The 24361-nt window shown below is 68.4% G+C and carries 25 protein-coding genes; 14 read left to right on the top strand and 11 right to left on the bottom strand.

Going from position 1 to position 24361, the window contains the following annotated elements; genetic code table 11:
- Together AC1DBL_RS00850 and AC1DBL_RS00845 are read right to left on the bottom strand one after the other, a co-directional pair.
- A complete protein-coding gene (locus tag AC1DBL_RS00850) occupies positions 1-750 on the bottom strand; it encodes a DUF1003 domain-containing protein (protein WP_441417183.1) in 750 nt (249 codons plus the stop codon).
- On the bottom strand, positions 731-2014 hold the full coding sequence (locus tag AC1DBL_RS00845; RefSeq protein ID WP_441417184.1) for a magnesium transporter MgtE N-terminal domain-containing protein: 1284 nt from the start codon (positions 2012-2014) through the stop codon (positions 731-733). Before AC1DBL_RS00845 ends, AC1DBL_RS00850 begins: the two co-directional genes overlap by 20 nt.
- 77 nt (positions 2015-2091) lie before the next feature.
- Here AC1DBL_RS00845 and AC1DBL_RS00840 point away from each other — a divergent pair, with 77 nt between their 5' ends.
- Entirely contained in the window at positions 2092-2979 is an 888-nt protein-coding gene (locus tag AC1DBL_RS00840) for a YflT domain-containing protein (protein WP_476917066.1), read from the top strand.
- A gap of 88 nt (positions 2980-3067) precedes the next feature.
- Here AC1DBL_RS00840 and AC1DBL_RS00835 read toward each other — a convergent pair whose 3' ends face one another.
- A complete protein-coding gene (locus AC1DBL_RS00835; RefSeq protein ID WP_476925293.1) occupies positions 3068-4651 on the bottom strand; it encodes an aminopeptidase P family protein in 1584 nt (527 codons plus the stop codon).
- Positions 4652-4722: 71 nt separating this feature from the next.
- On the opposite strand from AC1DBL_RS00835, the gene AC1DBL_RS00830 reads away from it, so the two are divergent.
- Both AC1DBL_RS00830 and AC1DBL_RS00825 read left to right on the top strand, forming a co-directional pair.
- Entirely contained in the window at positions 4723-5568 is an 846-nt protein-coding gene (locus AC1DBL_RS00830) for a PHP domain-containing protein (protein WP_476892198.1), read from the top strand.
- 8 nt (positions 5569-5576) lie between these two features.
- Positions 5577-6185, top strand: a complete 609-nt coding sequence (locus AC1DBL_RS00825; RefSeq protein ID WP_441417841.1) for a MarC family protein — start codon at positions 5577-5579, stop codon at positions 6183-6185.
- A 65-nt stretch (positions 6186-6250) separates the two neighbouring features.
- On the opposite strand, the gene AC1DBL_RS00820 is transcribed toward AC1DBL_RS00825, so the two are convergent.
- The 3 genes from AC1DBL_RS00820 to AC1DBL_RS00810 form a co-directional block, all read right to left on the bottom strand.
- A complete protein-coding gene (locus tag AC1DBL_RS00820) occupies positions 6251-7132 on the bottom strand; it encodes a DNA-methyltransferase (protein ID WP_441417188.1) in 882 nt (293 codons plus the stop codon).
- A gap of 8 nt (positions 7133-7140) precedes the next feature.
- The gene (locus AC1DBL_RS00815; protein ID WP_476925292.1) at positions 7141-8907 is read right to left on the bottom strand and encodes a DEAD/DEAH box helicase; all 1767 of its coding nucleotides are present in this window, start codon (positions 8905-8907) and stop codon (positions 7141-7143) included.
- A gap of 318 nt (positions 8908-9225) precedes the next feature.
- Complete coding sequence (locus AC1DBL_RS00810; protein WP_476925291.1) at positions 9226-10731, bottom strand: RNB domain-containing ribonuclease; 1506 nt, start codon at positions 10729-10731, stop codon at positions 9226-9228.
- A 40-nt stretch (positions 10732-10771) separates the two neighbouring features.
- Between AC1DBL_RS00810 and AC1DBL_RS00805 the strand changes: the two genes are divergently transcribed.
- Positions 10772-11443, top strand: a complete 672-nt coding sequence (locus AC1DBL_RS00805) for a ferritin-like fold-containing protein (RefSeq protein WP_476925290.1) — start codon at positions 10772-10774, stop codon at positions 11441-11443.
- Here the strand turns inward: AC1DBL_RS00805 and thiE are convergent.
- Positions 11440-12168 (bottom strand): thiamine phosphate synthase, encoded by a 729-nt coding sequence (gene thiE / locus AC1DBL_RS00800; protein ID WP_476925289.1) that lies wholly within the window; start codon positions 12166-12168, stop codon positions 11440-11442. The two genes, AC1DBL_RS00805 and thiE, sit on opposite strands and share 4 nt — an antisense overlap.
- 138 nt (positions 12169-12306) lie before the next feature.
- Here thiE and thiO point away from each other — a divergent pair, with 138 nt between their 5' ends.
- The 8 genes from thiO to AC1DBL_RS00760 all read left to right on the top strand — a co-directional run bounded on the left by thiO (position 12307) and on the right by AC1DBL_RS00760 (position 19066).
- On the top strand, positions 12307-13602 hold the full coding sequence (thiO, locus tag AC1DBL_RS00795; RefSeq protein WP_476925288.1) for a glycine oxidase ThiO: 1296 nt from the start codon (positions 12307-12309) through the stop codon (positions 13600-13602).
- Positions 13599-13835: a sulfur carrier protein ThiS gene (gene thiS, locus AC1DBL_RS00790; protein WP_441417194.1), complete on the top strand. Its 237-nt coding sequence runs from the start codon at positions 13599-13601 to the stop codon at positions 13833-13835. Before thiO ends, thiS begins: the two co-directional genes overlap by 4 nt.
- Positions 13836-13840: 5 nt before the next feature.
- Positions 13841-14650 carry a thiazole synthase gene (locus tag AC1DBL_RS00785; protein ID WP_441417195.1) on the top strand — a complete coding sequence of 270 codons (810 nt, stop codon included), beginning with the start codon at positions 13841-13843 and terminating at the stop codon, positions 14648-14650.
- A 186-nt stretch (positions 14651-14836) separates the two neighbouring features.
- Positions 14837-15118, top strand: a complete 282-nt coding sequence (locus AC1DBL_RS00780) for a DUF3311 domain-containing protein (protein WP_441417196.1) — start codon at positions 14837-14839, stop codon at positions 15116-15118.
- The gene (mctP, locus tag AC1DBL_RS00775; RefSeq protein WP_476925287.1) at positions 15115-16809 is read left to right on the top strand and encodes a monocarboxylate uptake permease MctP; all 1695 of its coding nucleotides are present in this window, start codon (positions 15115-15117) and stop codon (positions 16807-16809) included. Before AC1DBL_RS00780 ends, mctP begins: the two co-directional genes overlap by 4 nt.
- A gap of 183 nt (positions 16810-16992) precedes the next feature.
- Positions 16993-17319: a YciI family protein gene (locus AC1DBL_RS00770; RefSeq protein WP_441417842.1), complete on the top strand. Its 327-nt coding sequence runs from the start codon at positions 16993-16995 to the stop codon at positions 17317-17319.
- A gap of 53 nt (positions 17320-17372) precedes the next feature.
- Entirely contained in the window at positions 17373-18668 is a 1296-nt protein-coding gene (locus AC1DBL_RS00765) for an RNA polymerase sigma factor (RefSeq protein WP_476925286.1), read from the top strand.
- A 5-nt stretch (positions 18669-18673) separates the two neighbouring features.
- Positions 18674-19066: a VOC family protein gene (locus AC1DBL_RS00760; protein WP_441417199.1), complete on the top strand. Its 393-nt coding sequence runs from the start codon at positions 18674-18676 to the stop codon at positions 19064-19066.
- 78 nt (positions 19067-19144) lie between these two features.
- Here AC1DBL_RS00760 and AC1DBL_RS00755 read toward each other — a convergent pair whose 3' ends face one another.
- The 3 genes from AC1DBL_RS00755 to AC1DBL_RS00745 all read right to left on the bottom strand — a co-directional run bounded on the left by AC1DBL_RS00755 (position 19145) and on the right by AC1DBL_RS00745 (position 20588).
- Positions 19145-19447, bottom strand: coding sequence for a hypothetical protein (locus tag AC1DBL_RS00755; RefSeq protein ID WP_476925285.1), 303 nt, complete (start codon positions 19445-19447; stop codon positions 19145-19147).
- A gap of 64 nt (positions 19448-19511) precedes the next feature.
- On the bottom strand, positions 19512-19736 hold the full coding sequence (locus AC1DBL_RS00750; RefSeq protein ID WP_441417201.1) for a DUF3107 domain-containing protein: 225 nt from the start codon (positions 19734-19736) through the stop codon (positions 19512-19514).
- Between the two features lie 105 nt (positions 19737-19841).
- A complete protein-coding gene (locus AC1DBL_RS00745) occupies positions 19842-20588 on the bottom strand; it encodes a TetR/AcrR family transcriptional regulator (protein WP_441417202.1) in 747 nt (248 codons plus the stop codon).
- A gap of 6 nt (positions 20589-20594) precedes the next feature.
- Between AC1DBL_RS00745 and moeB the strand changes: the two genes are divergently transcribed.
- Both moeB and AC1DBL_RS00735 read left to right on the top strand, forming a co-directional pair.
- A complete protein-coding gene (moeB, locus tag AC1DBL_RS00740) occupies positions 20595-21806 on the top strand; it encodes a molybdopterin-synthase adenylyltransferase MoeB (protein WP_476925284.1) in 1212 nt (403 codons plus the stop codon).
- 69 nt (positions 21807-21875) lie between these two features.
- Positions 21876-22889: an SDR family NAD(P)-dependent oxidoreductase gene (locus AC1DBL_RS00735; protein ID WP_476925283.1), complete on the top strand. Its 1014-nt coding sequence runs from the start codon at positions 21876-21878 to the stop codon at positions 22887-22889.
- Positions 22890-22964: 75 nt separating this feature from the next.
- On the opposite strand, the gene AC1DBL_RS00730 is transcribed toward AC1DBL_RS00735, so the two are convergent.
- Positions 22965-24314, bottom strand: a complete 1350-nt coding sequence (locus AC1DBL_RS00730) for a glutamyl-tRNA reductase (protein WP_476892206.1) — start codon at positions 24312-24314, stop codon at positions 22965-22967.
- Between the last annotated feature and the right edge of the window lie 47 nt (positions 24315-24361).

Raw genomic sequence — 24361 nt, 5'->3', positions numbered from 1 at the left:
TCAGCTTTCGGGGAAGGTGCGGTGCGCCGGCGCGCCGGTGGCGTCCGGACCGGAACCGGACTGCTTGTCCGGCGTTGCCTCGCTCCTGACGCGGGGGATCTGCTGGGTACGCGGGCTGCGCTGTTTGTCGCGGCGTTCCTTGAGCTTTTCCTTGACTTTGTCCCGCGGGGTCTCGTGTACGCCGGCCGAGGGGTCGTGGGTGCGCAGTTCCTCCTGCGCTTCGAGCATGTCCTCAAGGAGGCTGCGCAGCTCGGCCCGGACGTAGTCGCGGGTTGCGACCTCGCGCAGGGCGATGCGCAGCGAGGCGAGTTCCCGGGTCAGGTATTCGGTGTCGGAGAGGTTGCGTTCGGCACGCTGGCGGTCCTGCTCCAGCGAGACGCGGTCACGGTCGTCCTGGCGGTTCTGGGCCAGCAGCAGCAGCGGTGCGGCGTAGGAGGCCTGCAGGGAGAGCATCAGGGTCAGCAGCGTGTACCCGAGCGCCTGGGAGTCGAACTGCCACTCCTTCGGCGCAAAAGTGTTCCAGACCAGCCAGAAGACGCAAAACACGGTCATGTAGACCAGGAACGTCGGCGTGCCCATGAACCGGGCGAAGCCCTCGGTGGCGTGGCCGAAGGCATCCGGGTTGGGGGAGAACTTGGGCAGGATCCGGGCGCGGCCGCTCAGCGGGGTATCAAGGCCGCCGGTGGTCCGGGCTCCCGGGCGGACGTTGGGGTTCCGTGGTGTGCTGATATCAGCCAATGCGGCCTCCAAGTTTCCTTATCGGGGCGTCGTCATCGTGGGCGCGCCAGTCGTCGGGCAACAGATGATCAAGCACGTCATCAACAGTCACCGCCCCGACGAGTCGGCCGTCTTCGTTGACCACGGGGAGTGAGTTGAGGTTGTAGGTAGCCAGGGTGCGCGCCACCTCGCTGATGTGGGCCTGGTCAGAGACCGGCTCGAGGTTCTTGTCCACCAGGTTGCCCAGCGGTTCCGGCGGCGGGTAGCGCAGCAGCTGCTGGATGTGCACGACGCCGAGGAAACGCCCCGTCGGCGTCTCCAGCGGCGGGCGCGCGATGAAGATCGACGAGGCCAGCGCGGGGGAGAGCTCCTCGCGCCGGACGTGGGCGAGGGCCTCGGCGACGGTCGCTTCCGGGGGCAGGATGACCGGAACGGGCGTCATCAGGCCGCCGGCGGTGTCCTCGTCGTATTCGAGCAGGCGGCGCACGTCCTCGGCGCCTTCGGGTTCCATCAACTGCAGCAGTTCCTCGGCCTGCGCGCTGGGGAGCTCGGCGAGGAGGTCTGCGGCGTCGTCGGGGTCCATCTCCTCCAGCACGTCGGCGGCGCGTTCGACGTCGAGGGCGGAGAGGATTTCCACCTGGTCGCCCTCGGGCATTTCCTGCAGGACGTCGGCGAGGCGTTCGTCCTGGAGCTCGCTGGCGACCTCGAAGCGGCGCTTGTCGCTCATCTCCTGGAGCGCCTCGGCAAAGTCAGCGGGCTTGAGGTCCTCGTGGGTGGCGACGAACTGGGTGGCTGCCTGGGGCTCGGTGCGGGCGCCCTGCTGGGCGTCGGCCCAGTCGATGATCATGGTTTCGTTGCGGCGCAGCCTGCTCAGCGGCGAGAGGGAGTGGCCGCGGCGGACGAAGAGCTTGCTGACAAACCAGTCGCCGGAGCGGTGCCGGTCCATCGCGATGTCCTCGATGGTGGCGTCCCCGCTGCCGTCGGCCAGGGTCACGCGGCGGTCGAACATCTCGGCGACCACGAGGGTTTCCGCGCCGCGCTGTTCGAACCGGCGCAGGTTCACCAGCCCGGTGCAGATGACCTGGGTCTGGTCGATCGAGGTGATCCGGGTCATCGGCACGAAGACGCGCTTCTTGCCGGGGACCTCGACGACGATGCCCACCACGTGCGGGGCGCCCCGGTTGCCGCGGGAGAGCACGACGACGTCGCGCAACCGGCCCAGACGGTCGCCCAGGGGGTCGAAGACGTCCAGTCCGAGGAGGCGCGCGACAAATACCCGCGAAAGAGTTGTGCTCACACCTACAGGCTACCGAGTCCGCTCTCTTTTAGCTGAATTTGCAGCCGCTGCCCAGCTGGATGGGTGAGAATGGGCGTATGTCTAACATTTTTGGTGGTCCAAAGGCCGGCGCTCCCGGCGGGGCGGACGAGTCCCGCGCTGTTCCCAAGGGGGACACCGTCGGTTCCTACAACTCCTACCTGGACGCCCAGAAGGCGGTGGACTATCTGGCGGACCAGCAGTTCCCCGTGCAGCTGGTCTCGATCGTCGGCAATGACCTGAAGATGGTGGAGCGCGTCACCGGCCGGCTCACCTACCCCCGCGTGGCGCTCTCCGGCGCGCTGAGCGGCATGTGGTTCGGCCTCTTCGTGGGAGTCATGCTCTCCTTCTTCTCGGAGTCGGGCGGCTACTTCTCGATCGTCACCTCGGTGTTGATGGGTGCGGCCTTCTTTATGCTGTTCGGCATCGTCACGTACGCCATGCAGCGCGGCAAGCGTGACTTCACCTCCACCAGCCAGGTGGTCGCAACGAACTACGACGTCGTGGTGGCCTTCGAGGCCGCCCATGAGGCGCGCCGCCTGCTGCACCAGCTGCCGATGACGCAGCATGACGCCTCCGCCGCGGGCTACCAGCAGCACGACCACCAGCACCAGCCGTTCCAGCCCGGCCCGCAGCAGCCCGGCCCGCAGCAGCCCGGTCCGCAACAGCCGGGCCCGCAGCAGCAGCAGCCCGGCCACCAGGGGCAGGGGCCGATGCCCCAGCGTCCCGCGGGCTGGAGCGACCCGTATGGCCAGCGGACCGCCGACGCCGGCCAGCCGGCGGCCGCCGGTGAGCCCGCCGCGGAGGAGGAACCGGTGCGCCCCTCCGGGGTCAGCTACCCGGACCTGCCCGACGGCCGGCCGCAGTACGGCGTCCGGGTCACCAACGAACCCCGGCAGGGAGAACCCAGCGCGGACGGACCCCGCCGGGACGGCGAGCAGCGCTAAGGCCGCCAGGCAGTCAAAGCACGGCACTGGACAAGAAAGGGAGGGCCGCCGGATCACCGGCGGCCCTCCCTTTCTTGTTGCCCGGCTGCTAGGGCAGCTGCGCCTCAACGTCCTGGTAGATGCCTGCCATCCAGGACTCGACGTCGTCGGCCTTCCGCGGCAGCGCCGCGCTCAGGTTGACCGGGCCGTCCGCCGTCATCAGGATGTCGTCCTCGATCCGGACGCCGATTCCTCGGTATTCCGCCGGAATGCCGAGGTCCTCCTCCTTGAAGTACAGTCCCGGTTCGATCGTGAAGACCATGCCGGGGGCCAGGATCCCGTCCAGGTACAGTTCACGCTTGGCCTGGGCGCAGTCGTGCACGTCCAGGCCCAGGTGGTGGCTGGTGCCGTGCGGCATCCAGCGGCGGTGCTGCTGGCCCTCGGGGCTGATGGCTTCCTCGACGGACACCGGCAGGAGGCCCCATTCGGCGAGGCGTTCGGCCAGAACGGTGGTGGCCGCGGTGTGGATGTCGCGGAACTTGGTGCCGGGCTGCGCGGCGGCAAAGCCGGCGTCGGCGGCGTCGAGCACGGCTTCGTAGACCTTGCGCTGGATCTCGGAGAAGGTGCCGTTGGCCGGCAGGGTGCGGGTGATGTCCGCGGTGTACAGGGAGTCGGCCTCGACGCCGGCGTCCAGCAGCAGCAGCTCGCCGGCGTTGACCTTGCCCGTGTTGCGGGTCCAGTGCAGCACGGTGGCGTTGTTGCCCGAAGCGGCAATGGTGTCGTAGCCGAGCTCGTTGCCTTCCTCGCGGGCCCGGGTGAAGAAGGCGCCCTCGACCACGCGTTCGCCGCGGCGGTGGGTGAGCGCCCGCGGCAGGGCCTTGACCACTTCGGTGAAGCCTTCAACCGTGGCGGCCACGGCGGTCTTCATCTGTTCGACTTCCCATTCGTCCTTGATCAGGCGCAGCTCGGAGAGGGCCTCGCTGAGCTTCTCGTCGAGCGCGTCCAGCACGCCCAGGTCCAGGTTCTCCGGATCCTTGGCGGTGTTGTAGCGGGCGGTGTCCACGAGCGCATCAATGTTCTCGTCCACCTTGCGCACCAGCCGGATGGAGATGCCGCCGATTTCCGGGGCACCGACGTTCTTGGTGATGGCGAGCTCGAGTTCGGCCAGGTCGGCGGTCTCCAGGCCCAGCTGGGCCTTGAACTCGGCGAGGGTCGGCCGGGCGCCGATCCAGAACTCGCCTGAGCGGGAGTCGGCGTAGAACTGCTCGGTGTCGCGGCCGGCCAGCGGGCGGAAGTACAGCGTCGCGCGGTGGTGTCCGCCGTCGTCGCCCTTGCCTTCGTCGGCCGGCTCCAGGATCAGCACGGCGTCGGGCTCGTGATCCAGGCCCAGGCCGGTGAGGTGGGCGAAGCCCGAGTGGGGGCGGAAGCGGTAGTCGCAGTCGTTGGAGCGGACCTTCAGCGGACCGGCGGGGATGACCAGGCGTTCACCTTTGAACAACTCTGAGATGGCCCGGCGGCGGGCGGCGGCGTGGCCGGCCACGGCGTCGAGTTCCGGCAGCTGTTCCCGGGACGGGGCCCAGTTGCTGGCCATGAACGCCTTGAAGGCATCGGAGCTGGGCCGCTGCGAGCGGTTGTTGACGCGCTCTTCGAGGGGCTGGGAAGCGGAGACTTGGGTGTTATCTGCATCATTCACCGTCCCATCGTCTCACCAGCTGCGCGGCTTAGGCCAACAAGCCGCCCCGGCGGATCTACTAGGCTAGGGAGGTGAGGATTGACCTGCATGCCCACTCGAATGTTTCCGACGGCACCCAAGCGCCCGCGGAGGTGATCGCGTCCGCTGCGGGGGCCGGGCTCGACGTCGTCGCGCTGACCGACCACGACTCCACCGACGGCTGGGCCGAGGCTTCCGCCGCCGCCCGGGAAAACGGCGTGGCGCTGGTCCCCGGCATGGAGATCTCCTGCCGGACTCGGGAGGGCATCAGCGTCCACCTGCTCAGCTACCTGCACGACCCGGCGCACCCCGGGCTGCTGGAGGAAATCACCAAGGCCAAGGACGCGCGCTTCACGCGGGCCGAACGGATGGTCAGCCTGCTGGCCGAGGACTACCCGCTGACCTGGGACGACGTCATCCACCACGTCGCCCCCGGCGCCACCCTGGGCCGGCCGCACATCGCCGACGCCCTCGTTGCCGCGGGCGTGGTCGAGGACCGCAGCGAAGCCTTCGAATCGATCCTGACCTCGCATTCCCGGTACTGGGTGCAGCACTACGCGCCGGACCCGGTGTACGCCGTCGAACTGGTCCGCGACGCCGGCGGGGTGCCCGTGTTCGCGCATCCTGTGGCGTCCTCCCGCGGGCGGATCGTGAGGGACCGCACCTACGGGGAGATGATCGACGCCGGCCTGGCCGGGCTGGAAATCGACCACCGGGACAACCCTGAGGAGGGCCGCGCCTTCCTGCGCCGCCTCGCAGCACAGCACGGACTGCTCGTGACCGGGTCCTCTGACTACCACGGGACCGGCAAACCCAACCTGCTGGGCGAGAACCTGACCGCTCCCGAGGTCTTCGCGCGGATCGAGGAACTGGGCACTGGATCGTCCGTGGTGCGCTGATGGAGTGGATTGACCTCCAGCTCCTGGCCTCCGTGATCGTCACGCTGTTCGTGATCATGGATCCGCCCGGGACGGTGCCGATCTTCATGTCCCTGACGGCCCAGATGGACGCCAGGGACCGCAACCTGTCGGCGCTGCAGGCGCTGCTCGTGGCCACGGGCGTGATCGTGACCTTCGCGATTTTCGGGCAGTCCATCCTGAACTACATGCACATCTCGCTCGCCGCGCTGCAGGGGGCCGGCGGCCTGCTGCTGGTGCTGATCGCGCTGCAGCTGCTCACGGGCTCCACCAGCGGCGAGGAGAACGCCGCCAAGTACAAGAACGTCGCGTTTGTGCCGCTGGGGACGCCGCTGATGGCGGGCCCGGGTGCAATCGTGGCCGTCATGGTGTTCGTCCAGCGCTCCGGCAGCATGGCGCAGTACCTCGCCGTCGGGCTGGGGATCGCCGTGACACTCGCGTCCCTGTACCTGGCGATGCGGTTCGCCGGTCTCGTGCAGCGCGCCCTGGGCGAGAACGGCGTCGAACTCATCACCCGGATCGCCGGCCTGCTGCTCTCCGCGATTGCGGTGCAGATGATCGCCGACGCCGTGCACGCCTTCATCAAGAGCTGGACCTGACGACGTCGCCCAACTGACTCGCACTTGTTGTCGTTTTGAGGCGTCAAAACGACAACTAATGCGAGCTAGTTGGGGTCTGAGCCCGGCAGCGCGGTGAACGACGCGTGCGCGCTGAGCCGCTTGGCCATGACGTCCACGGCCGCCTGGTTCTGGTCCACACACACAAACCGACGGTCCAGCTTGGCCGCCACAGCGCCGAGCGTGCCGGAACCGGCGAAGAAGTCCAGGCACCAGTCGCCGGGGCGGCTGGAGGCCGCGACCACCCGCCGGATCAGGCCCTCGGGCTTCTGCGTCGGGTAACCGGTCTTTTCCTTGCCGGTGGGCGAGACAATCGTGTGCCACCAGACGTCGGTGGGAAGCTTGCCGAGTTCGCGCTTGGCCGGCGTGACGAGCCCGGGTGCCATATACGGCTCCCGGTCCACCTCGGCGCTGTCGAAGTGGTATTTCGCCGGGTTCTTCACGTAAACGAGGATGTTGTCGTGTTTGGTCGGCCAGCGGAACTTGGCCCGGGCGCCGTAGTCGTACGCCCAGATGATCTCGTTGAGGAAGCACTCGCGGCCGAAGATCGCATCCAGCATGACCTTGGCGTAGTGCACCTCGCGGTAGTCGAGGTGCAGGTACAGGGTGCCGTCGTCGGCGAGCAGCCGCCAGGCTTCGACCAGCCGGGGCTCCAAGAAGGACCAGTAGTCGCTGAAGGCGTCGTCGTAGCTGTGCAGCGCGCCCTTGATGGTGTCGTAGGAGCGGCCCTTGAAGCCGACGCGGTCGCCCTCGCCGCCGGTGTTGAGCACCATTTTGGTTTCCTGGCGCCGCTGGACCCGGCCCGTGTTGAAGGGCGGATCCACGTAAATGAGTGTGAAGGCGCCGTCCGGCAGCGTCGGGAGGTATTCCGCGTTATCCGCGTGAACCACCAGGTTGCTGCCGTCCGGCGCCCAGACGGTGTCAGTCATGTAGGGGATTAGGCCTCGGCGCTGCGTGCCGGGGCGCCGCCCTGTGCCTCGCCGGCCACCACTTCGCCGTTGCGGCGGCGGGTGCGGGTCCGGCGGCGCGCGCGGGTAGCCCGGTCGACCTCGGTCGGAGCGCTCGCCGTTGCCGGGGCGCTTGCCTCGGCGGGTCCCGTGGCGGTCTCCTTTTCGGGCGAACGACGACGGCGCTCACCGGAGCGTCCGGCGTCACGGCCGCCTTCGCGGGAGCCGGAGCGTCCGGCGTCACGGCCGCCTTCGCGGGAGCCGGAGCGGCCATTGTCGCGTCCGCCCTCGCGGGAGCCTGAGCGGCCGGCGTCGCGTCCACCCTCGCGGGAGCCTGAGCGGCCGCCGTCGCGTGTGCCGGGACGGGCGTTCTTCTTGCCGGTCTCGCCGAGGTCCTCGAGGACTTCGGCGTCGACGCCGGCGAGCACCCGCTTGTCGCGGGGGAGGCGGCCCTTGGTGCCCTCCGGGATGTCCAGCTCCTCGAACAGGTGCGGCGAGGAGGAGTAGGTCTCCACCGGTTCGGGCACGCTCAGGCCGAGGGCCTTGTTGATCAGGCCCCAGCGCGGCATGTCGTCCCAGTCGACGAAGGTCACGGCGGTGCCCTTGTTGCCGGCGCGGCCGGTGCGGCCGACGCGGTGCAGGTAGATCTTCTCGTCTTCGACGCACTGGTAGTTGATCACGTGCGTGACGTCGTCGACATCAATGCCGCGCGCGGCGACGTCAGTGGCGACGAGAACGTCCACCTTGTTGTTGCGGAAGGCGCGCAGCGCCTGCTCACGGGCGCCCTGGCCGAGGTCGCCGTGGATGGCGGCCGCAGCGAAGCCGCGGTCCACGAGCTCCTCGGCGACCTTGGCGGCGGTGCGCTTGGTCTTGGTGAAGATGATGGTCCGGCCTCGTCCGCGGGCCTGCAGGATGCGAGCCACCACCTCGATCTTGTCCATGCTGTGGGCACGGTAGATCAGCTGGCGGATGTCGCGCTTGGTGAGGCCCTCATCCTCGGGATCCGCGGCGCGGATGTGGGTGGGCTTGGTCATGTAGCGGCGCGCCATCGCGACGACCGGGCCGGGCATCGTGGCGGAGAACAGCAGCGTCTGGCGGACGGCCGGGGTACCTGCGATGAGGGTCTCGACGTCCGGCAGGAAGCCGAGGTCCAGCATCTCGTCGGCCTCGTCGAGGATGACCATCTTGACGTTCTTGAGGACGAGGTGCTTCTGCTTGTAGAGGTCGATCAGGCGCCCGGGGGTGCCGACGACGATCTCGACGCCCTGCTGCAGCGACTCGACCTGCGGCTCGTAAGCACGGCCGCCGTAGATCGTGGTGATGCGGGCGTTGCGTTTGCGGGCAGCGTTCTGCAGGTCGCCGGCGACCTGCACCGCGAGCTCACGGGTCGGCACGATCACGAGGGCCTGCGGTGCGCCGGGGGCCGGGAGGTCGGCGAAGCCCGCGTCGTCGCGTCCGATGACGCGCTGCAGGGCCGGGATGCCGAAGCCGAGGGTCTTGCCCGTGCCGGTTTTGGCCTGGCCGATGATGTCGTGGCCGCTCAGTGCGACCGGCAGCGTCATGGCCTGGATCGGGAACGGGTGGGTAATTCCGGCGTCGGCAAGGGATTCAACAATGTCGGCGCGGACGTTGTAGTCGGCGAAGGACTTTTCCGCGATTTCGTGCGGGGTTTCGTCCGAGATGATGGTCTCTTCCGGCTCGATCGATTCCGTGCCGGACTCGTCGGTAAGAAGCTGGTGCGTGTGCAATTCACTCACAGGGGAGTTTCCTTATTCATTTGGGCTGCGCTGCTTGCTCAACGGGGCCGGCCGAGGGCCGTTCCGGAGCACGCTCAGGAGCGCAAGCAAGTCCAGTGGAAGCCGATCGCGGGCTATCTAAATGCTGGCACTGGGACCAGCGGGTGTGTCTCAAGATCGCGTAGGGGCGGGCTTGTTGAATTCGAAAAACATGGAAATCAACGACCGGGCATCCATTACTACCCTTCCAGTCTAGCTGTTCGCCGTTCGGAACCTCGACCGGTGCCCGCGGTGCGGCGCGCCAGTGGCACGGCTGCGGGGCGCAAGCCGGGCGTAACATCAGCCCACGAGTTCGAGCCGGACCTCCCGCGTGGCGATGTCCGAGGATACGACCCGCACCCGGACCTGGGTGCCGGGCTCCAGCTCGCCGGGGCACCGTGCGGTCACCGCGGGCTCGGCGATCTGCACGATCCCGGACGGGCCATTGCCGTTCCCGTTGCTCTTCCCGTTCCCGTTGCTGCCCTTACCGTTTCCGTTCGTGCCGCCGTTCTTCGCGGGCTTTGAGCCCGAGATCACGACGGCGTCGAACTCCTGCCCGATGTGGTTGCTCAGCAGGGCCGCCTCCACGGTGTCCAGCGACAGCCGCTCCAGCTTGGCGGCCAGTTGGTCCGAAGCCGCCATGATGGCCGGCAGCGACGGGAGGGCTTCACGGGCCCAGCCCGGAACCTCGGCGCCATTGGACAGGGCCTCGCAGATGACCAGGACGAAGCGGTCGATCAGGCGCCGCAGCGGGGCGGTGGAGTGGGCATACGCCGCGCCGATAGCGGACTGGATGGCGTCCTCCGGGACGTCGCCGTCGAAGTGGGTGTAGCCGGCGCCGCGGAAGAGCATCCCGGCCGAGTGCACGATGGCAAGCTGGCGCGGGTCGGTGGGGTCCAGGGTGCGAAGGTATTCGCCGTAGCTGATCCGGCCGTCCCAGGGCTTGCCGAGTGCGCCGGTCTGGCGCCGGAAGTGCCGCAGCGAGCTCTCATCCGGGGCGGGCATGGTCCGCAGGATGCCGACCTTGCCCTGCAGCATGAGCTCCGCTGCGGCCATGCCGGTCATCAGCGAAATCTGGGCGTTCCAGTCCTCCACCGGCAGCGGCGGCGCCGCGACGATCCGGTAGCCGCCGTCGGGCAGCTGCTCGATCTCCTGCTCCGGCATGTTCAGGCTGGCCCCGCCGCGCAGGCGCTCCAGTTCCACCCGCTTGCTGCCGACTTCCTTGAGCAACTGCAGAACGGGGTCCGCGGTACCGCCGTCGAGTTCGGCCTGCACACCTTGGTAGCTGAGCTTGGCCCGGCTGCGGACCTGTGCCCGGCGGACCAGCACGGAGGAGACCTCGGCGGCGGCGTCGAGCTCGAACTCCCAGACGAAGGCCGCGCAGAGCTGGCCCGCCAGCAGGCTGCCGGCCGCTTCGCTGATGACCTCGGGGTGCAGGGGGATTCGGCCGTCCGGAGTGTAGAACGTCTGGCCGCGGCGCCGGGTCTCGGCGTCGAGCGCGCCGCCGGGGGCGACGAAGGACGGGACGTCGGCGATCGCGTAGAAAACCCTGTACCCGTCGCCGGCGCGGTCAATGAACAAGGCCTGGTCCAGGTCCGTCGAGGACGCCGGGTCGATGGTCACGAACTCCACGTGAGTCAAATCCAGTTCCGGCAGCTCGTGGGAGGCGACGGCCGCCTCGGCGTCCCGGAGCACGGCTTCCGGAAACGGCCCGGGCAACTCCAGGACGGTGCGCAGTGCGTTGAGCGCCTGGGCAAGCTGGTTCTTCTGCTGGCGGACGCTCGGAGTCAGGCGATGATGAGACACGGAATCAGGTTAGCCCGATTTCCGCTACTAGTCTTGAAGCATGAGCACCTCCCCGGCCGAGCCCGCCCGCTACAACCGTTTCCTCCGGGACCTGCTGGGCGTGATGGCCTACGGGGAGCTCTCGGCCTTCGAACGGCTCTCCTCCGACGCCCGGTATTCGCCCACCCTGCACGACCGGGCGGTGCTGGGCGGCCTCGCCGTCATCGAGTTCCAGCATTTTGAACTGGTCTGCGCGAAGCTGGCGGAGATGGGCATTGACGCGGAGGAGGCCATGCTGCCGTTCCAGCCTTCGGTGGACCACTTCCATGAGCGCACCCGCCCCGCCGACTGGCACGAGTCGCTCATGAAGGCCTACGTGATCGACACGGTCTCCGCGGACTTTTACCGGTCCATTTCGGGCTATGTCGACGCCGGGACGGCCGGGCTGATCGAACTGGTCCAGGCGGCCGGGGACGCGACGGTGGTGCTGCGGGACCGGCTCAAGGCCGCGCTCGCCGACGATCCGCGGCTGGCGTCCCGGCTGGCCCTGTGGGCTCGGCGGTTGCTCGGCGAAGCGCTTACCCAGGCCCAGCGGGTCAGCGTGGAGCACGCCTTCCTCGGCGGCCTGACCGGCTCGGACGAGGACCGGGCCGGTGAACTCGCCCGCGCCCTGACCGCCGAGCTTGCCGCCGCCCATTCCCGTCGGATGTCAGAGCTGGGACTAGCCGGCTAGTCGTCCGCGGCGCCGCTGTGGACGTCGGCGTCGGCGTCCGCCCCGGCGTCGAGCGCGGCGAGCAGGGCACACGCGGCCCCGGCAGGATCAGCGGCCTCGGTAATCGCCCGGACCACCACAATCCTTCTGGCTCCGGCGTCGACCACCTGCGCCACGTTGCCCAGGTCGATGCCGCCGATCGCGAACCACGGCACCACCCCGGCGACTTTCCCGACGTCGGCGGCCTCGGCCCGGCCGATCGCCGCGGCGGCGTAGCGCACCAGGTCCAGCCCGACGGCTGCGCGGCCCGGCTTGGTGGGGGTGGCCCAGACCGGGCCCACGCAGAAGTAGTCCAGCCCGCCCCGGCCCGGGGACGCCGCGATGGCCGCATCCACCTGTTCCGGCGTGTGCGTGGACATGCCGATCACGGTGCCCTTGCCCAGGAAATCCCGTGCCGCGGCGAACGGGATGTCCTTTTGCCCAATGTGGAACACCGGCGCCCCTGCCAGTGAGGCCAGGTCGGCACGGTCGTTTACCGCCCAGAGCCGGCCGTGCCGCCGCGCCACGGAGTGCAGGACCTCCAGCAGCTCAAGCTCCTCGGCCGCCTCCAGCGACTTGTCCCGCAACTGGATGATGTCGACGCCGCCGGAAAAGGCGGCGTCAACGAAGTCCTCGAAGTCACCGCGCTCCTTCCGGGCATCGGTGCACAGGTACAGGCGGGCGGTGGTGTGGACATCCTGGCTCATGCCCCAAGCCTAGTTCCTCTAAACTGGGCGCATACCGCGGGAGCCCGCGCGGGCCGCCAGACGGCCGACGGGCTGAGAGGGCGTCAGAGCCGACCGCTTGACCTGATCCGGCTAGTACCGGCGTAGGGAAGGAACCCCATGGACGTATCCGTCGCACCACCCGCCACACCACCGGGCCCATCCTCGGATTATTACGACGTCGTCGTGATCGGCGGGGGAGTGATCGGCCACGGCATCGCCTGGGAGGCCCGCCGTTCGGGCCGTACCGTCGCGCTGGTCGACGACTCCCCCGGCACCGGCGCCAGCTGGGCTGCCGCCGGCATGCTGGCGCCCGTGAGTGAACTCCACTACCAGGAGGAGGAGCTCCTTGCCCTGATGCTGGAAGCCTCAGGGCTGTGGCCGGAGTTCGCCGCCGGCCTGGCCGGCGGCAGCACTGACGGCGGCGGCACCGGATATCTCACGACGCCGACCCTCGCCGTCGGCGCGGACGCGGCCGACCGCCGGGCGCTCGCCGACCTGCGGGCCGCGCAGCAGGCCTGCGGCCTGGCCGTGGAGCCGCTGACCGTCCGTGAGGCACGCAGCCGCGAACCGTTGCTCAGCCCGGGCATCTCCTGCGCCTTCGACATCCCGGCCGACCACCAGGTGGATCCGCGCCGGCTGCTGGCGAGGATTCGGTCACTGCTGGCCACCGACAGCCGGTTCACGGCCGTGCCCCGCCGCGCGGCCGGGCTGCTCTGGCAGGGCGGCCGCGTCGCCGGCATCCGTTTCGAGGGCGGCGGAGAGCTCCGCGCCGGCGAGACGGTCGTAGCCAACGGCCTGGCCGCGGCGGAACTGCAGGGCCTGCCCGGGGGACTGTCCCTGCCGCTGCGTCCGGTCTACGGGGACATCCTGCGGCTCCGGGTCCCGGCACGGCTCCGGCCACTGCTGCGCTCGACCGTGCGGGGCCTGGTCCGCGGGGTTCCGGTCTACATCGTCCCGCGGGAGGACGGCACGGTCGTGATCGGCGCAACCCAGCGGGAGGATGCGCCCTCCGAGGCGGGCGCGGTCTCTGCCGGCGGCGTGTACCAGCTTCTGCGCGATGCCCAGCAGCTGGTCCCGGCCGTTGCCGAGCTGGAACTGCTCGAGGCCACGGCGCGGGCACGGCCCGGGACCCCGGACAACGCCCCGCTCCTGGGGCGCGTGGCCAGCGATGGATCCGGACAGGACGTCGAGGGACTCATCGTTGCCACCGGGTTCTTCCGGCACGGGGTCCTGCTCACCCCGGCGGCCGCCGCCATTTGCCGGGCGCTGCTGGACGGAGAGCCGGACCGGCGCTGGGAGGGCTTCCGCCCGGACCGCTTCTCCAGCCGCCGCCCGGTTTCTCTAGCCCCCGGCTCATCCGAGCGGGACGCTTCACCCGCGGACGCTCCAGCGAAAGACAGGACGACAGCATGAATATCAGGCTCAACGGAGCGCAGCACGCCCTCGCCGACGGCGCCACAATCAGCGCCTTGGTCAGCGGGGTGACCGGCCGGACGCTGGCCGCCGACGGCCGGGCCACGGACGGCCGGAAACTGGGCGTCGCCGTCGCCCGCAACGCCGAGGTGGTGCCGCGCAGCCAGTGGCACGCGACCGCGCTCGCCGAGGGCGACGACGTCGAACTCGTTACGGCAGTACAGGGAGGATAGAGGGCATGGAAGCAACAGCAATGCAGGAAACGCAGCAGGCACGCCGCGATCTGCTGACGGTTGACGGAGTGGAACTGGGCTCCCGCCTGATCATGGGCACCGGCGGTGCGCCGAGCCTGGACGGCCTCGGAGCCGCGCTGGTGGCCTCCGGAACGGAACTCACGACGGTGGCCATGCGTCGCTACTCTCCGGCCGAGAGCGGCTCGTTGTTCCAGTTGCTGGCGGACCACAACATCCGGGTGCTGCCCAACACCGCCGGATGCTTCACCGCCCGGGACGCCGTCCTCACGGCCGAACTGGCCCGCGAAGCGCTGGAGACGGACTGGGTGAAGCTCGAGGTGATCGCGGATGAGCACACCCTGCTGCCCGACGCCTTGGAACTGGTGGAGGCAACCGAACAGCTGGTGGCGCGCGGCTTCAAGGTCTTCGCTTACACGAATGACGACCCGGTGCTGGCCCTCCGGCTGGAGAACCTCGGCGCCACGGCCGTGATGCCGCTGGGCGCCCCGATCGGCACCGGCCTGGGCATCCTGAATCCGCACAACATTGAACTCATCGTCTCCCGTGCCTCGGTGCCGGTGGTGCTCGACGCAGGAATTGGCACCGCCTCCGACGCCGCGCTCGCGATGGAACTGGGCTGCGACGCAGTGCTGCTCGCTACCGCCGTGACCCGGGCCCAGGACCCGGCGCTGATGGGGGAGGCGTTCCGGCACGCCGTCATCGCCGGCCGGCTGGCGCGGCGGGCCGGCCGGATCCCGCGCCGCGAGCACGCCCTCGCGTCGTCCGCGATGGAAGGACGCGCCGAGTTCCTGTAGCGGCCCCGGCGGCGCTTCCGTCCGGGCCCGTTCGCCTCGCCAAACCGTGATTAAAGGCACTGTTGAAGATTAAATCCAGTGTCTATCCTGTTGGGTAACGACCGCTGCACTGCACGGTCCGCAGGCCGCCGGCACGTCCCGGGAAGCCTTCCCGCTCCGGGGGCCCGTCTCGGTGAGGAGGCGTCCATGTCCAGTCCTGATGTGCCAACGCGGGGGCCGGCCAAGCCGGGTCCCTATGTAGTGTCCGGAATCCTGTTGCTCGTCGCCATTGTGGTTCCGTTGGTTGTGCCCGCGTACGCCTTCGACGAACCGCGGCTGGCGGGTATCCCGTATTTCTACTGGTATCAGATGGCATGGATCCCGGTCACCGCGGCCTTGGTGGGGATCTCCTACTGGCTGGTCACCAGGGAGGACCGCCGTCGCCGTGAATCCGTCCGCGGGGCGGCCGCTGCGGGGGAGGAGCGGTGAACGGGGCGGTCGTGCCGCTGGCGGCACCGGACCGGCCGGTCAACGGCATAGCCCTCACCATTGTGATCATCCTCTTCGTCCTGGTGGCGGTCCTCGGCTTCTTTGCCGCGCGGTGGAGGCGGGAAGAAGCGACAGGGCTGCATAGCCTCGACGAATGGGGACTGGGCGGCCGGGGCTTTGGTACCTGGGTGACCTGGTTCCTGCTCGGCGGGGACCTTTACACGGCTTACACTTTCGTGGCGGTCCCGGCGGCGATGTGGGCCACCGGAGCCGTGAGCGGCTTCTTCGCGGTGCCGTACACAATCGTGCTCTATCCGATCGTGTTTTTGCTGATGAGCAGGCTGTGGTCCGTCTCGCACCGCCACGGTTTCGTCACGCCGGCGGACTTTGTTGGCGGCCGGTATGGCAGCAGGGCCCTTACCGTTGCGGTCGCCGCCACCGGCATCGTCGCCACCATGCCCTACATTGCCCTGCAACTCGTGGGCATCAAGGCCGTACTCACTGTGCTCGGCCTGGGCAGTGCTGAGAACGCGCTGCTGACCGACCTGCCGCTCATCATCGCGTTCGTGGTTCTGGCCGCGTATACCTATACCTCGGGCCTGCGCGCTCCTGCCCTGATCGCCGTCGTGAAGGACCTGCTGATCTATCTGGCCGTGATCGTGGCGGTGATCTACCTGCCTATCAAGTTCGGCGGGTGGGGTACCATTTTCGACTCCGCCGAGGCGAAGCTGGGAGCGGTCAATCCGGCGACGGGCAAACCGGCGGGCGCGTTCATCCCGGGGGCGTCCAGCTACTCCGCGTATTGGACCCTGGCGCTTGGTTCCGCGCTGGCCCTGTTCATGTATCCGCACTCGATCACGGGCGTCCTGGCGACCAAAAGCCGGAACACCATCCGCAGGAACGCTGCGGTGCTGCCGCTGTACTCCTTGATGCTGGGCTTCCTGGCACTCCTGGGCTACGCGGCCATTTTCGCTGGCACCAAGCCCACCGACCTGAACGGCGCCGTCAATCCGCAACTGGTGGTGCCGCAGTTGTTTCTGGATCAGTTCCCGGCCTGGTTTGCCGGCATTGCGCTCGCCGCCATCGCCATCGGGGCGCTGGTCCCGGCCGCCATCATGTCCATCGCCGCGGCCAACCTGTTCACCCGAAACATTTACCGGGACCTGATCAAGCCGGACGCCACGCCCCGGCAGGAAGCCAGCGTTTCCAAGATCGCCTCGCTGGTGGTGAAGTTCGGCGCGCTGGTCTTCGTGATCGCCATGGACCAGTCCGCGGCCATCAACATGCAACTACTTGGCGGCATCTGGATCCTGCAGACCTTCCCTGCCATCGTGGCTGGACTCTATACCCGTTGGTTCCACCGGTGGGCGCTGTTCCTCGGTTGGGCGGCCGGCATCGCCTATGGCACCATCGCGGCGTATAACGTCGTCAATCCCGTCACGAAAGCCCACTTTGGCGGGTCCATCTCGGCCATCCCCGGCACCGATATCCAGGTCTACATCGCCGTTGTGGCGTTCGTGATTAACCTCGTCGTCGCAGCTGTGCTGTCCCTGGTTTTCCGGGCAATGAAAGTCCCCGACGGCAAGGACATCACCCGCTCCTCGGACTACGGCGCAGACGAGAACGATCCGAAGGTGGCCCAGCTCCAGCGCGAACACCCGCTCGCCGAACCAGGGGGCCCGACGTACTGAAGCCCTTTATCCGTGGTGACCATGAATCGACGATTGACCGCCCGCGGGCGGTCACGGGCCATAGACTCCGGTTGGAGGTGGCTGGCCGGCCGACCAGGAATTTTTCCACCGGGTGTCCTTTTGCCGGCAGCTCCTTCGTCGTATTGACGTATCGACCTACTAGAAGGAGTCACCGTGGACTACATGCTGTTCATCTGCACCGATCCGACTGCGCCGGAATATGTGCCGGCCGAGGACAACATCGAGGAATGGGCGGCGGAGATAGAAGCGCGAGGCATCGCCCGCCACGGCGACAGGCTGCGACCTGTCGAGGACGCGACCACCGTGACGGTGCGGGCGGGGGAGGTGGTCGTCGCGGACGGCCCGTTTGCCGAGACAAAGGAATGGATCGCGGGCTATGACATCATCGCCTGCACCGATCTTGACGAGGCGATCGAGGTGGCGTCCAAGCATCCGATGGCAAAATTCGGCAAGATCGAGATCAGGCCCGTGTGGCCGCTCGGTTTATAGCACTCGTTACAGCAATCGGCGCCTCAGCGCGGGAGGGCGAAAAGGGGGATCAGATGGCAGCGGACGCGGCGGAGGTGCGGGCGGCCCTCGGGGGTGCTTCCGCCGAGGCGGCAGCACGGATCACGGCCACCCTCATCCGCATCACCGGCGACTGGGGCCTGGCCGAGGACTGTGTCCAGGACGCGTTCGCGCGTGCCCTCGTCGACTGGCCCCAGCGCGGCATCCCCGGAAACCCGGCGGCCTGGCTGACGACCGTTGCCAAGAACAGGGCTATTGACTGCTTGCGGAGCGCAGCGAGCGAGAAGAAGGCGGTGCGGGAGCTCTCGGTCCTGGCCAGGCTCGAAGAGCTGGCGGAGGATGCTCCCGGGGATCCCGTGGACGGCGACGACCGGCTGCGCCTGATCTACACCTGTTGCCATCCCGCCCTTCCGCTTGAGGCGCGGGTCGCCCTGACCTTGCGCACCGTGGCTGGCCTGACGACCAGCGAGATCGCTCGCGCGTTCCTCGTCTCGGAGTCAACCATGTCCAAACGGCTGGTCCGTGCCCGCGCCAAAATCCGCGACGCCGGGATCCCCTACCGGGTGCCGCCGCCAGAATTTATAGCGGAACGCACGGCCGGGATCCTGGCAGTCCTCTACCTCATGTTCAATGAAGGGTATGCGGCCACCGGCGCCAACACGTTGATCCGCGAGCCCCTTGCCCGGGAGGCGATCCGTCTCGACCGGCTGCTGATTGGCCTGCACAAAGGGTCACCGCAGGAACCCGAAGCGCTGGGCCTGCTGGCGCTGATGCTCCTCCAGCACGGCCGCCGGCACGCACGTACGGACGCGGCCGGGGACCTGGTGACGCTGGAGGACCAGGACCGCGAACGATGGGACCGGGCAGCGACTGCGGAAGCGGTGGCGCTCCTGGCGGCCGCCGACCGCGCCGGCATTTCACTCGGCGTCCGGCCCGGCAGCTACCGGATCCAGGCAGCCATCGCCGCGTGCCATATGACCGCCCGCGATTTTGGCAGCACCGACTTCGGCCGCGTGGCAATGCTGTACGACCGTCTTGCGCGGCTGGCACCGTCACCGGTCGTCGAACTCAACCGTGCCGTCGCCGTCGCGATGTCCCAAGGGCCGGACGCCGGGCTGGCGCTCATCGACCGGCTGGAGGATGCCCGGTCACTGGAGGGGTACTACCTCCTGCCTGCCGCGAAGGCGGACCTCTTGCGGCGCCTTGGCAGAATGCCGGAGGCCAGCCAGGAATACCGGCGTGCCCGGGAGCTCGCACCGTCTGAGACCGAGCGCCGCTACCTCAGCAAACGCCTGGCGGAGACGCGCCCGGAAGTATCGGGAGTACTGTGATGCGCATGGAGATGCGTCTGGAAGTCGTACAAGTGCCGGTCACCGACGTGGACGCGGCCAAGTTGTTCTACACGGAGAAGCTGGGTTTCGTACTGGACCACGACGTCGAATACATTCCAGGCATGCGGGTCGTCCAGCTCACGCCGCCCGGCTCCGCCGCCTCAATCGTCATCGGCACCGGAATGACCGCCATGGCCCCCGGAAGCCTGGAAGGACTGCAGTTGGTGGTCCCGGACATGGCCGGCACCCGCGCCGAACTTCTGGGACGCGGAGCCGAGATCAGTGAAGTCCAGGACATCGGCGGGATAGCCTTCGCCTACTTCAGCGACCCGGACGGCAACCGCTGGGTCCTTCAGGAAACCACGGACCCGGAAGTGAAGGAAGCTTCCCGGCGCTGAGGGCTTCAGCCGGTTAAGGCACTGCGGCCACTCACCCGAGGGGGAGTGGCCACAGCGTTTTGCGACTTCAGCTGTCCGCTAGATGCGCAGGATGGCGGTCATCCGGGCCGTGTCCAGCCGGGTCCGGGACCTGCCGAGGTACAGCACCGCGCCGACCGCCGCCGCCGAGCCCAGCAGTAGGGGCAGGACCCACGGAATCCAGGTCAGGCCCGGCTGGTACCCGAAGCCGGCCGCCATGAAGATGATCCAGCTCAGCATCGCCACGCCCAGGGCGATACCGGCCGGGACAGTGATGCCGTACTTGGCGTGCCGCTTGTCGTTCGCCCAGACCAAAAAACCCGCGGCCACGGCGACCATGGCCACCACAATCAGGGACAGCATTCAGACTCCTTTGGGAACTGCGGGTTGAGGGCGGGTTGAACGGTAGGGGGATCCGGGGCGTTGCCTAGAGGGCGCCGAAGCCGACCCGGCGGACCTCTTCGGCGCCGATTTCCACGTAGCCCAGGACGTTCGCCGGGATGATGATCTGGCGGCCCTTCTCATCGGTCAGGCGGAGTTCGGTGCCCTTGGAAATGGCCTCTTCCACAAGCTTCGCCACCGCGTCCGCGTCCTGGTTGGATTCGAGGGCAATTTCGCGGCCGATGTTCTGAATGCCGATCTTTACTTCCACAGCAAGGCCTCCCAGCCAATCAAAGTGTTCAAATTTTCTCTGCGAGGGTTTCTCTGCGAGGCGTTCTCTGCGAGTTTCCTCCACGAGGTGTTCTCTATTTGTAGTCTAGGACTCTTTGGGAAAGCGGGAGATTCCGCGCCAAGCTAAACGGTAAATCAGGTCACTGGCCACATCGATGTCCAGGTTACCGTCGGTTTCCAGCCAGTACCGGGCACTGACCTGCGCCATTCCGGACAGTCCGCGGCCCAGGAGCTGGGCTTCCAGCAGCGGCAGTTTGGTGTCCTCGGCGATGACTTTCGCGATCGCGTCCGCGAAGGTCTTGTTGAACGTTTCCAGCCGCGCGCTCACATCGTGGTCGTTGACCAGATCGGATTCGAAGACCAGCCGGTGGGCCTGGTCATCGTTGGCGATGAAATGGAAATAGGCCCGCATGACGGCCTGGACGCGCTCGTCGTTGTCCGTCGTGGAGTTCAGCGCACCGAGCAGCAGTTCCGTGAGCGCCGACAGGTGGCTGTCCAGCAGGGCCAGGTACAGCTCGCGCTTGGACGGGAAGTGCTGGTACAGCACGGGCTTGCTCACGTGCGCGGTCTCGGCGATTTCGTCCATGGCGGCGCCATGGTAGCCGTTGGCGACGAAGACCTCCTGCGCGGCGGCGAGCAGCTGGGCCCGCCGTTCATCGCGCGGCAGCCGCGCCGAGCGCTGCGTCCCGCTCCGCGCCTGGGCCGCCGACGACTTTCCGGTATGTCCCCGCTCAACCGGTGCCTGATGAACCACTATCGGCCTTCTTTCCTTCGCTGTTAGCTCCACTTTACGCGGGGGTAATATGACCTGGCGGCATCTTCGGGCATACATTGAAGTATGGCTTCCCAGTTGACCCCAAACGGAACCCCCGCAACCCCGCCGCCGGCGCCCGGACCGCTGGTCGAACCTGCGGACGCGCTGACGCCGGACGAGGTGGAGCGCTACTCCCGCCACCTGATCATTCCCGAGATCGGTACGCTCGGACAGCGCCGGCTAAAGAACGCCAGGGTCCTGGTGATCGGCGCCGGCGGCCTCGGCTCGCCCGCGCTGCTCTACCTGGCCGCCGCCGGGGTGGGAACCCTGGGCATTATCGACGACGACGACGTGGACCTCAGCAACCTCCAACGCCAGGTGATCCATGGCGTGGCCGACGTCGGCCGGCCCAAGACCGAGTCCGCCCGCGACGCGATCGCAGCGCTGAACCCCCTGGTCGATGTCCGGCTGCACAACGTCCGGCTGGATGCCTCCAACGCTCTGGAGCTCTTCGCCGATTACGACCTGATCGTCGACGGCGCCGACAACTTCGCCACCCGCTACCTGGTCAACGATGCCGCCGCCATCCTCGGAAAGCCCTACGTGTGGGGCTCGATCTTCCGCTTCGACGGACAGGTCAGCGTCTTCTGGGAGCAGCACGGCCCGACGTACCGGGACCTGTACCCCGAAGCGCCGCCCGCCGGCTCGGTGCCCTCCTGCGGGGAAGGCGGCGTGTTCGGCATGCTGTGCGCCGCGGTCGGCTCGCTCATGGTGACCGAGGCGGTCAAGCTCATCACCGGCGTCGGGCGTTCCCTGTTGGGCCGGGTGGCGCTGTTCGACGCCCTCGGCGGCAGCTGGCGCGAAATCAAAGTCTCCCGGGACCCCGGAGCCCCGCGCGTCACCGAGCTCACCGACTACGAGGCCTTCTGCGGGATCGCCCCCGCCGCGGACGCCGGAACCGAACACACCGTCACCGCCACCCAGCTCGCCACCATGCTCGCGTCGCGCAAGGCCGGCCTGAAGGATTTCCAGCTCGTGGACGTGCGCGAGAGCGGCGAATTCGACATCGTCCGCATCGACGGCGCCACGCTGATCCCGCAAGGCAGGATCCTGGCCGGCGACGCGTGGGCCGAGCTGCCGCAGGACACGGACATTGTGTTCCACTGCAAGGGCGGGACACGCTCCGCGGCCGTGCTCGCCGCCGCCCGGGCAGCCGGCTACGAACGGGTCAGCCACCTGGAGGGCGGGATCCTCGCCTGGGTGCGCGAGGTGGAACCGGGAAAACCGGTCTACTGACGTTTTTGAACACCTTGCCCTGAACACCTTGTCCCCGGACCGCCGGGCCCCTACCCGAGAGGCACTGCCATGAGCGAAGACACCAGCCTGACCCCGCAGCACAAGATCGGCTCGGGTTTCGGCCCGCGTTCGACGGCGGCGGAGGTCATTGCGGGCGTGGACCTGAGCGGGAAGACCGCCGTCGTCACCGGCGGCTATTCCGGGCTCGGCCTGGAGACGGTGCGGGCGCTATCGTCCGCCGGGGCCCGGGTGATGGTTCCGGCGCGGCGCCCCGACCATGCCCGCAAGGTCCTGGCCGAGGCCGGCCTCGACGGCGTCCGCGTGGCCGGGCTGGACCTGGCCGAACTGTCCAGCGTGAGGGAGTTCGCGGCCGGTTTCCTTGCCTCCGATTTCCTCGGCGACGGCGGCAGCCTGGACATCCTGATCAACAACGCCGCCATCATGGCCAGCCCGGAGCAGCGCGTCGGCCCGGGGTGGGAATCCCAGTTCGCCACGAACCACCTGGGCCACTTCGCGCTCACCAACCTGCTTTGGCCCGCGCTCTCCGCGGGAGAGGGGGCGCGGGTGGTGGCACTGTCCTCCACCGGCCACAAGCTGTCGCCCATCCGGTTCGATGACATCAATTTCGACTCAGGCTACGACAAGTGGAAGGCCTACGGTCAGGCGAAGACCGCGAATGCGCTGTTCGCGGTGCAGCTGGACGCGCTCGGGAAACATGCCGGCGTCAGGGCCTTCGCCGTGCACCCGGGAGGCATCATGACCGAGTTGCAGCGGCACCTGCCCCGGGAAGAGATGATCGCCTCGGGCTGGATGGACGCGGAGGGCAACCTCAACGAACGGTTCAAGACGCCTGCCCAGGGGGCCGCGACCTCGGTCTGGGCGGCCACCTCGCCGCTGCTTGCCGGCGAGGGCGGCGTCTACTGCGAGGACTGCGACATTGCCGAGCCGACGGTGCCGGGAACCCCGGAAGCACGGGTCAGGGGAGTCGACGCCCACGCCGTGGACCGGGCGGACGCCGAGAGGCTGTGGCAGCTGTCCGCCGAGCTGACGGGCGTCAACGCCTTCGCCGCGCAAACGGACTAAGCGCCTGACTGGCCGGCCGGACTGACCGGACTGGCGGCCGGACGGAAATACCGCCGGGCAAGGCGCTGAACGTTATTAGGCCGTTTCCCGCTGGCCGTCGGCGGCGGGAAACGCGCTGTGGTCGACCGGGCACTCGGCCTCGGTGCCGGAAGCGGGGCGCCGTGCCGCAGGCTGTTCAACCGTGATGCCGTAGACGGCCTCGAGGCCGGCCACATAGTCGTCCTGCTGGCCGTTCGCAGCGAGTTCCCGGGCACGGACGGTGGGCACGTGCAACAGCTGCTTGACCATCCGGCGCAGGGCAAACTCGACTTCCTCGGCCGCGGCGGTGCAGCCGTGGCGGGCGCGCACCTTTTCCATTTCGGCGTCGAGCACGTCCATCGTGTGGCGGCGCAGGGCGACGATGGCCGAATCAACCGAGCGCGCCTCGCGCTCCTGCTCAAAGGCGGTGGCGGCGCCGTCGACGATGCCGCTGGCCTGGTTCAGGGACTCCGCCTGCTCCTGCGGGGCGGCCAGCCGGACGGACTCAAGCGTGAGCAGCTCGACGCCGTCGAGTTCGGCGACGGCGGGGTCGAAATCGTGGGTGAGGGCCAGATCGATCGCGATCAGCGGCTGCGGCGACGCCGAGCGGATCCGGGCCAGTTCGGGGGCCTCGACGCGGTTGTCGGAGCCGCTGCAGCCGATCATCACGTCGGCGGCCGCGACTGCGTCCGGCAGGGAAGCGCTGTCCAGGGCGGTGCCGCCGCGGGTGGCGACGAAGCCGGCGGCGCGGCCGGAGGAGGAGAAGACGGAGATGTCGGTGCAGCCGCGTTCGCGGAGCAGGGACATGGTTGCGCCCGCGTAGGCGCCGGTGCCGAAGACGACGGCCTTCTTGGTGGACCAGTCGGGGTTCTCGGAGAGGTCGGTCGCGAGGTCCAGAGCGACGGAGACGATCGACAGTCCGCGCGAGCCGAGGGCCGTCTGCGCACCGACGTCCTTGGCGGTCTTGGAAGCGGCCTGGAACAGCCGCACGAGACCGGAGCTCGCGGTGCCTTCGTGCTGCGCGGTGATCAGGGCGCGCCGGACCTGGCCTGCGATCTCCCGTTCCCCGACGACGGCGGAATCCAGTCCGGAACTGACCGCGAACAGGTGGCGGCTGACGTCCGGGCCGGTGCGGGTATTAAAGGACCGGGAGACGAGCTGTTCGTTGAGTCCGCTGGCACCGCTGATCTCGGAGACCAGCGCGGCGCGGGCCGCCTCGACGTCGTCCGGGTGCGGCGCTTCGCCGTAGATTTCGAAGCGGTTGCAGGTGGCAAGGACAACGGCACCCGCCACGGCCGGCGATCCGGCGAGGGCGGATGTGGCAAGCCCGGAAGCGCCGGTGCTCAGTTGAGCAACGGTCTCCAGATCGATGTCGGCGTGTGTAGCCACCAATGAGAAAAGAACCACAGCACGACAATCATAGCTTTTTCGCGTCCGTGTAGAACAACTACCGG

The organism is Arthrobacter sp. 10T44 (genome assembly GCF_056393885.1).
This window is presented reverse-complemented; position numbering and strand designations above follow the sequence as displayed.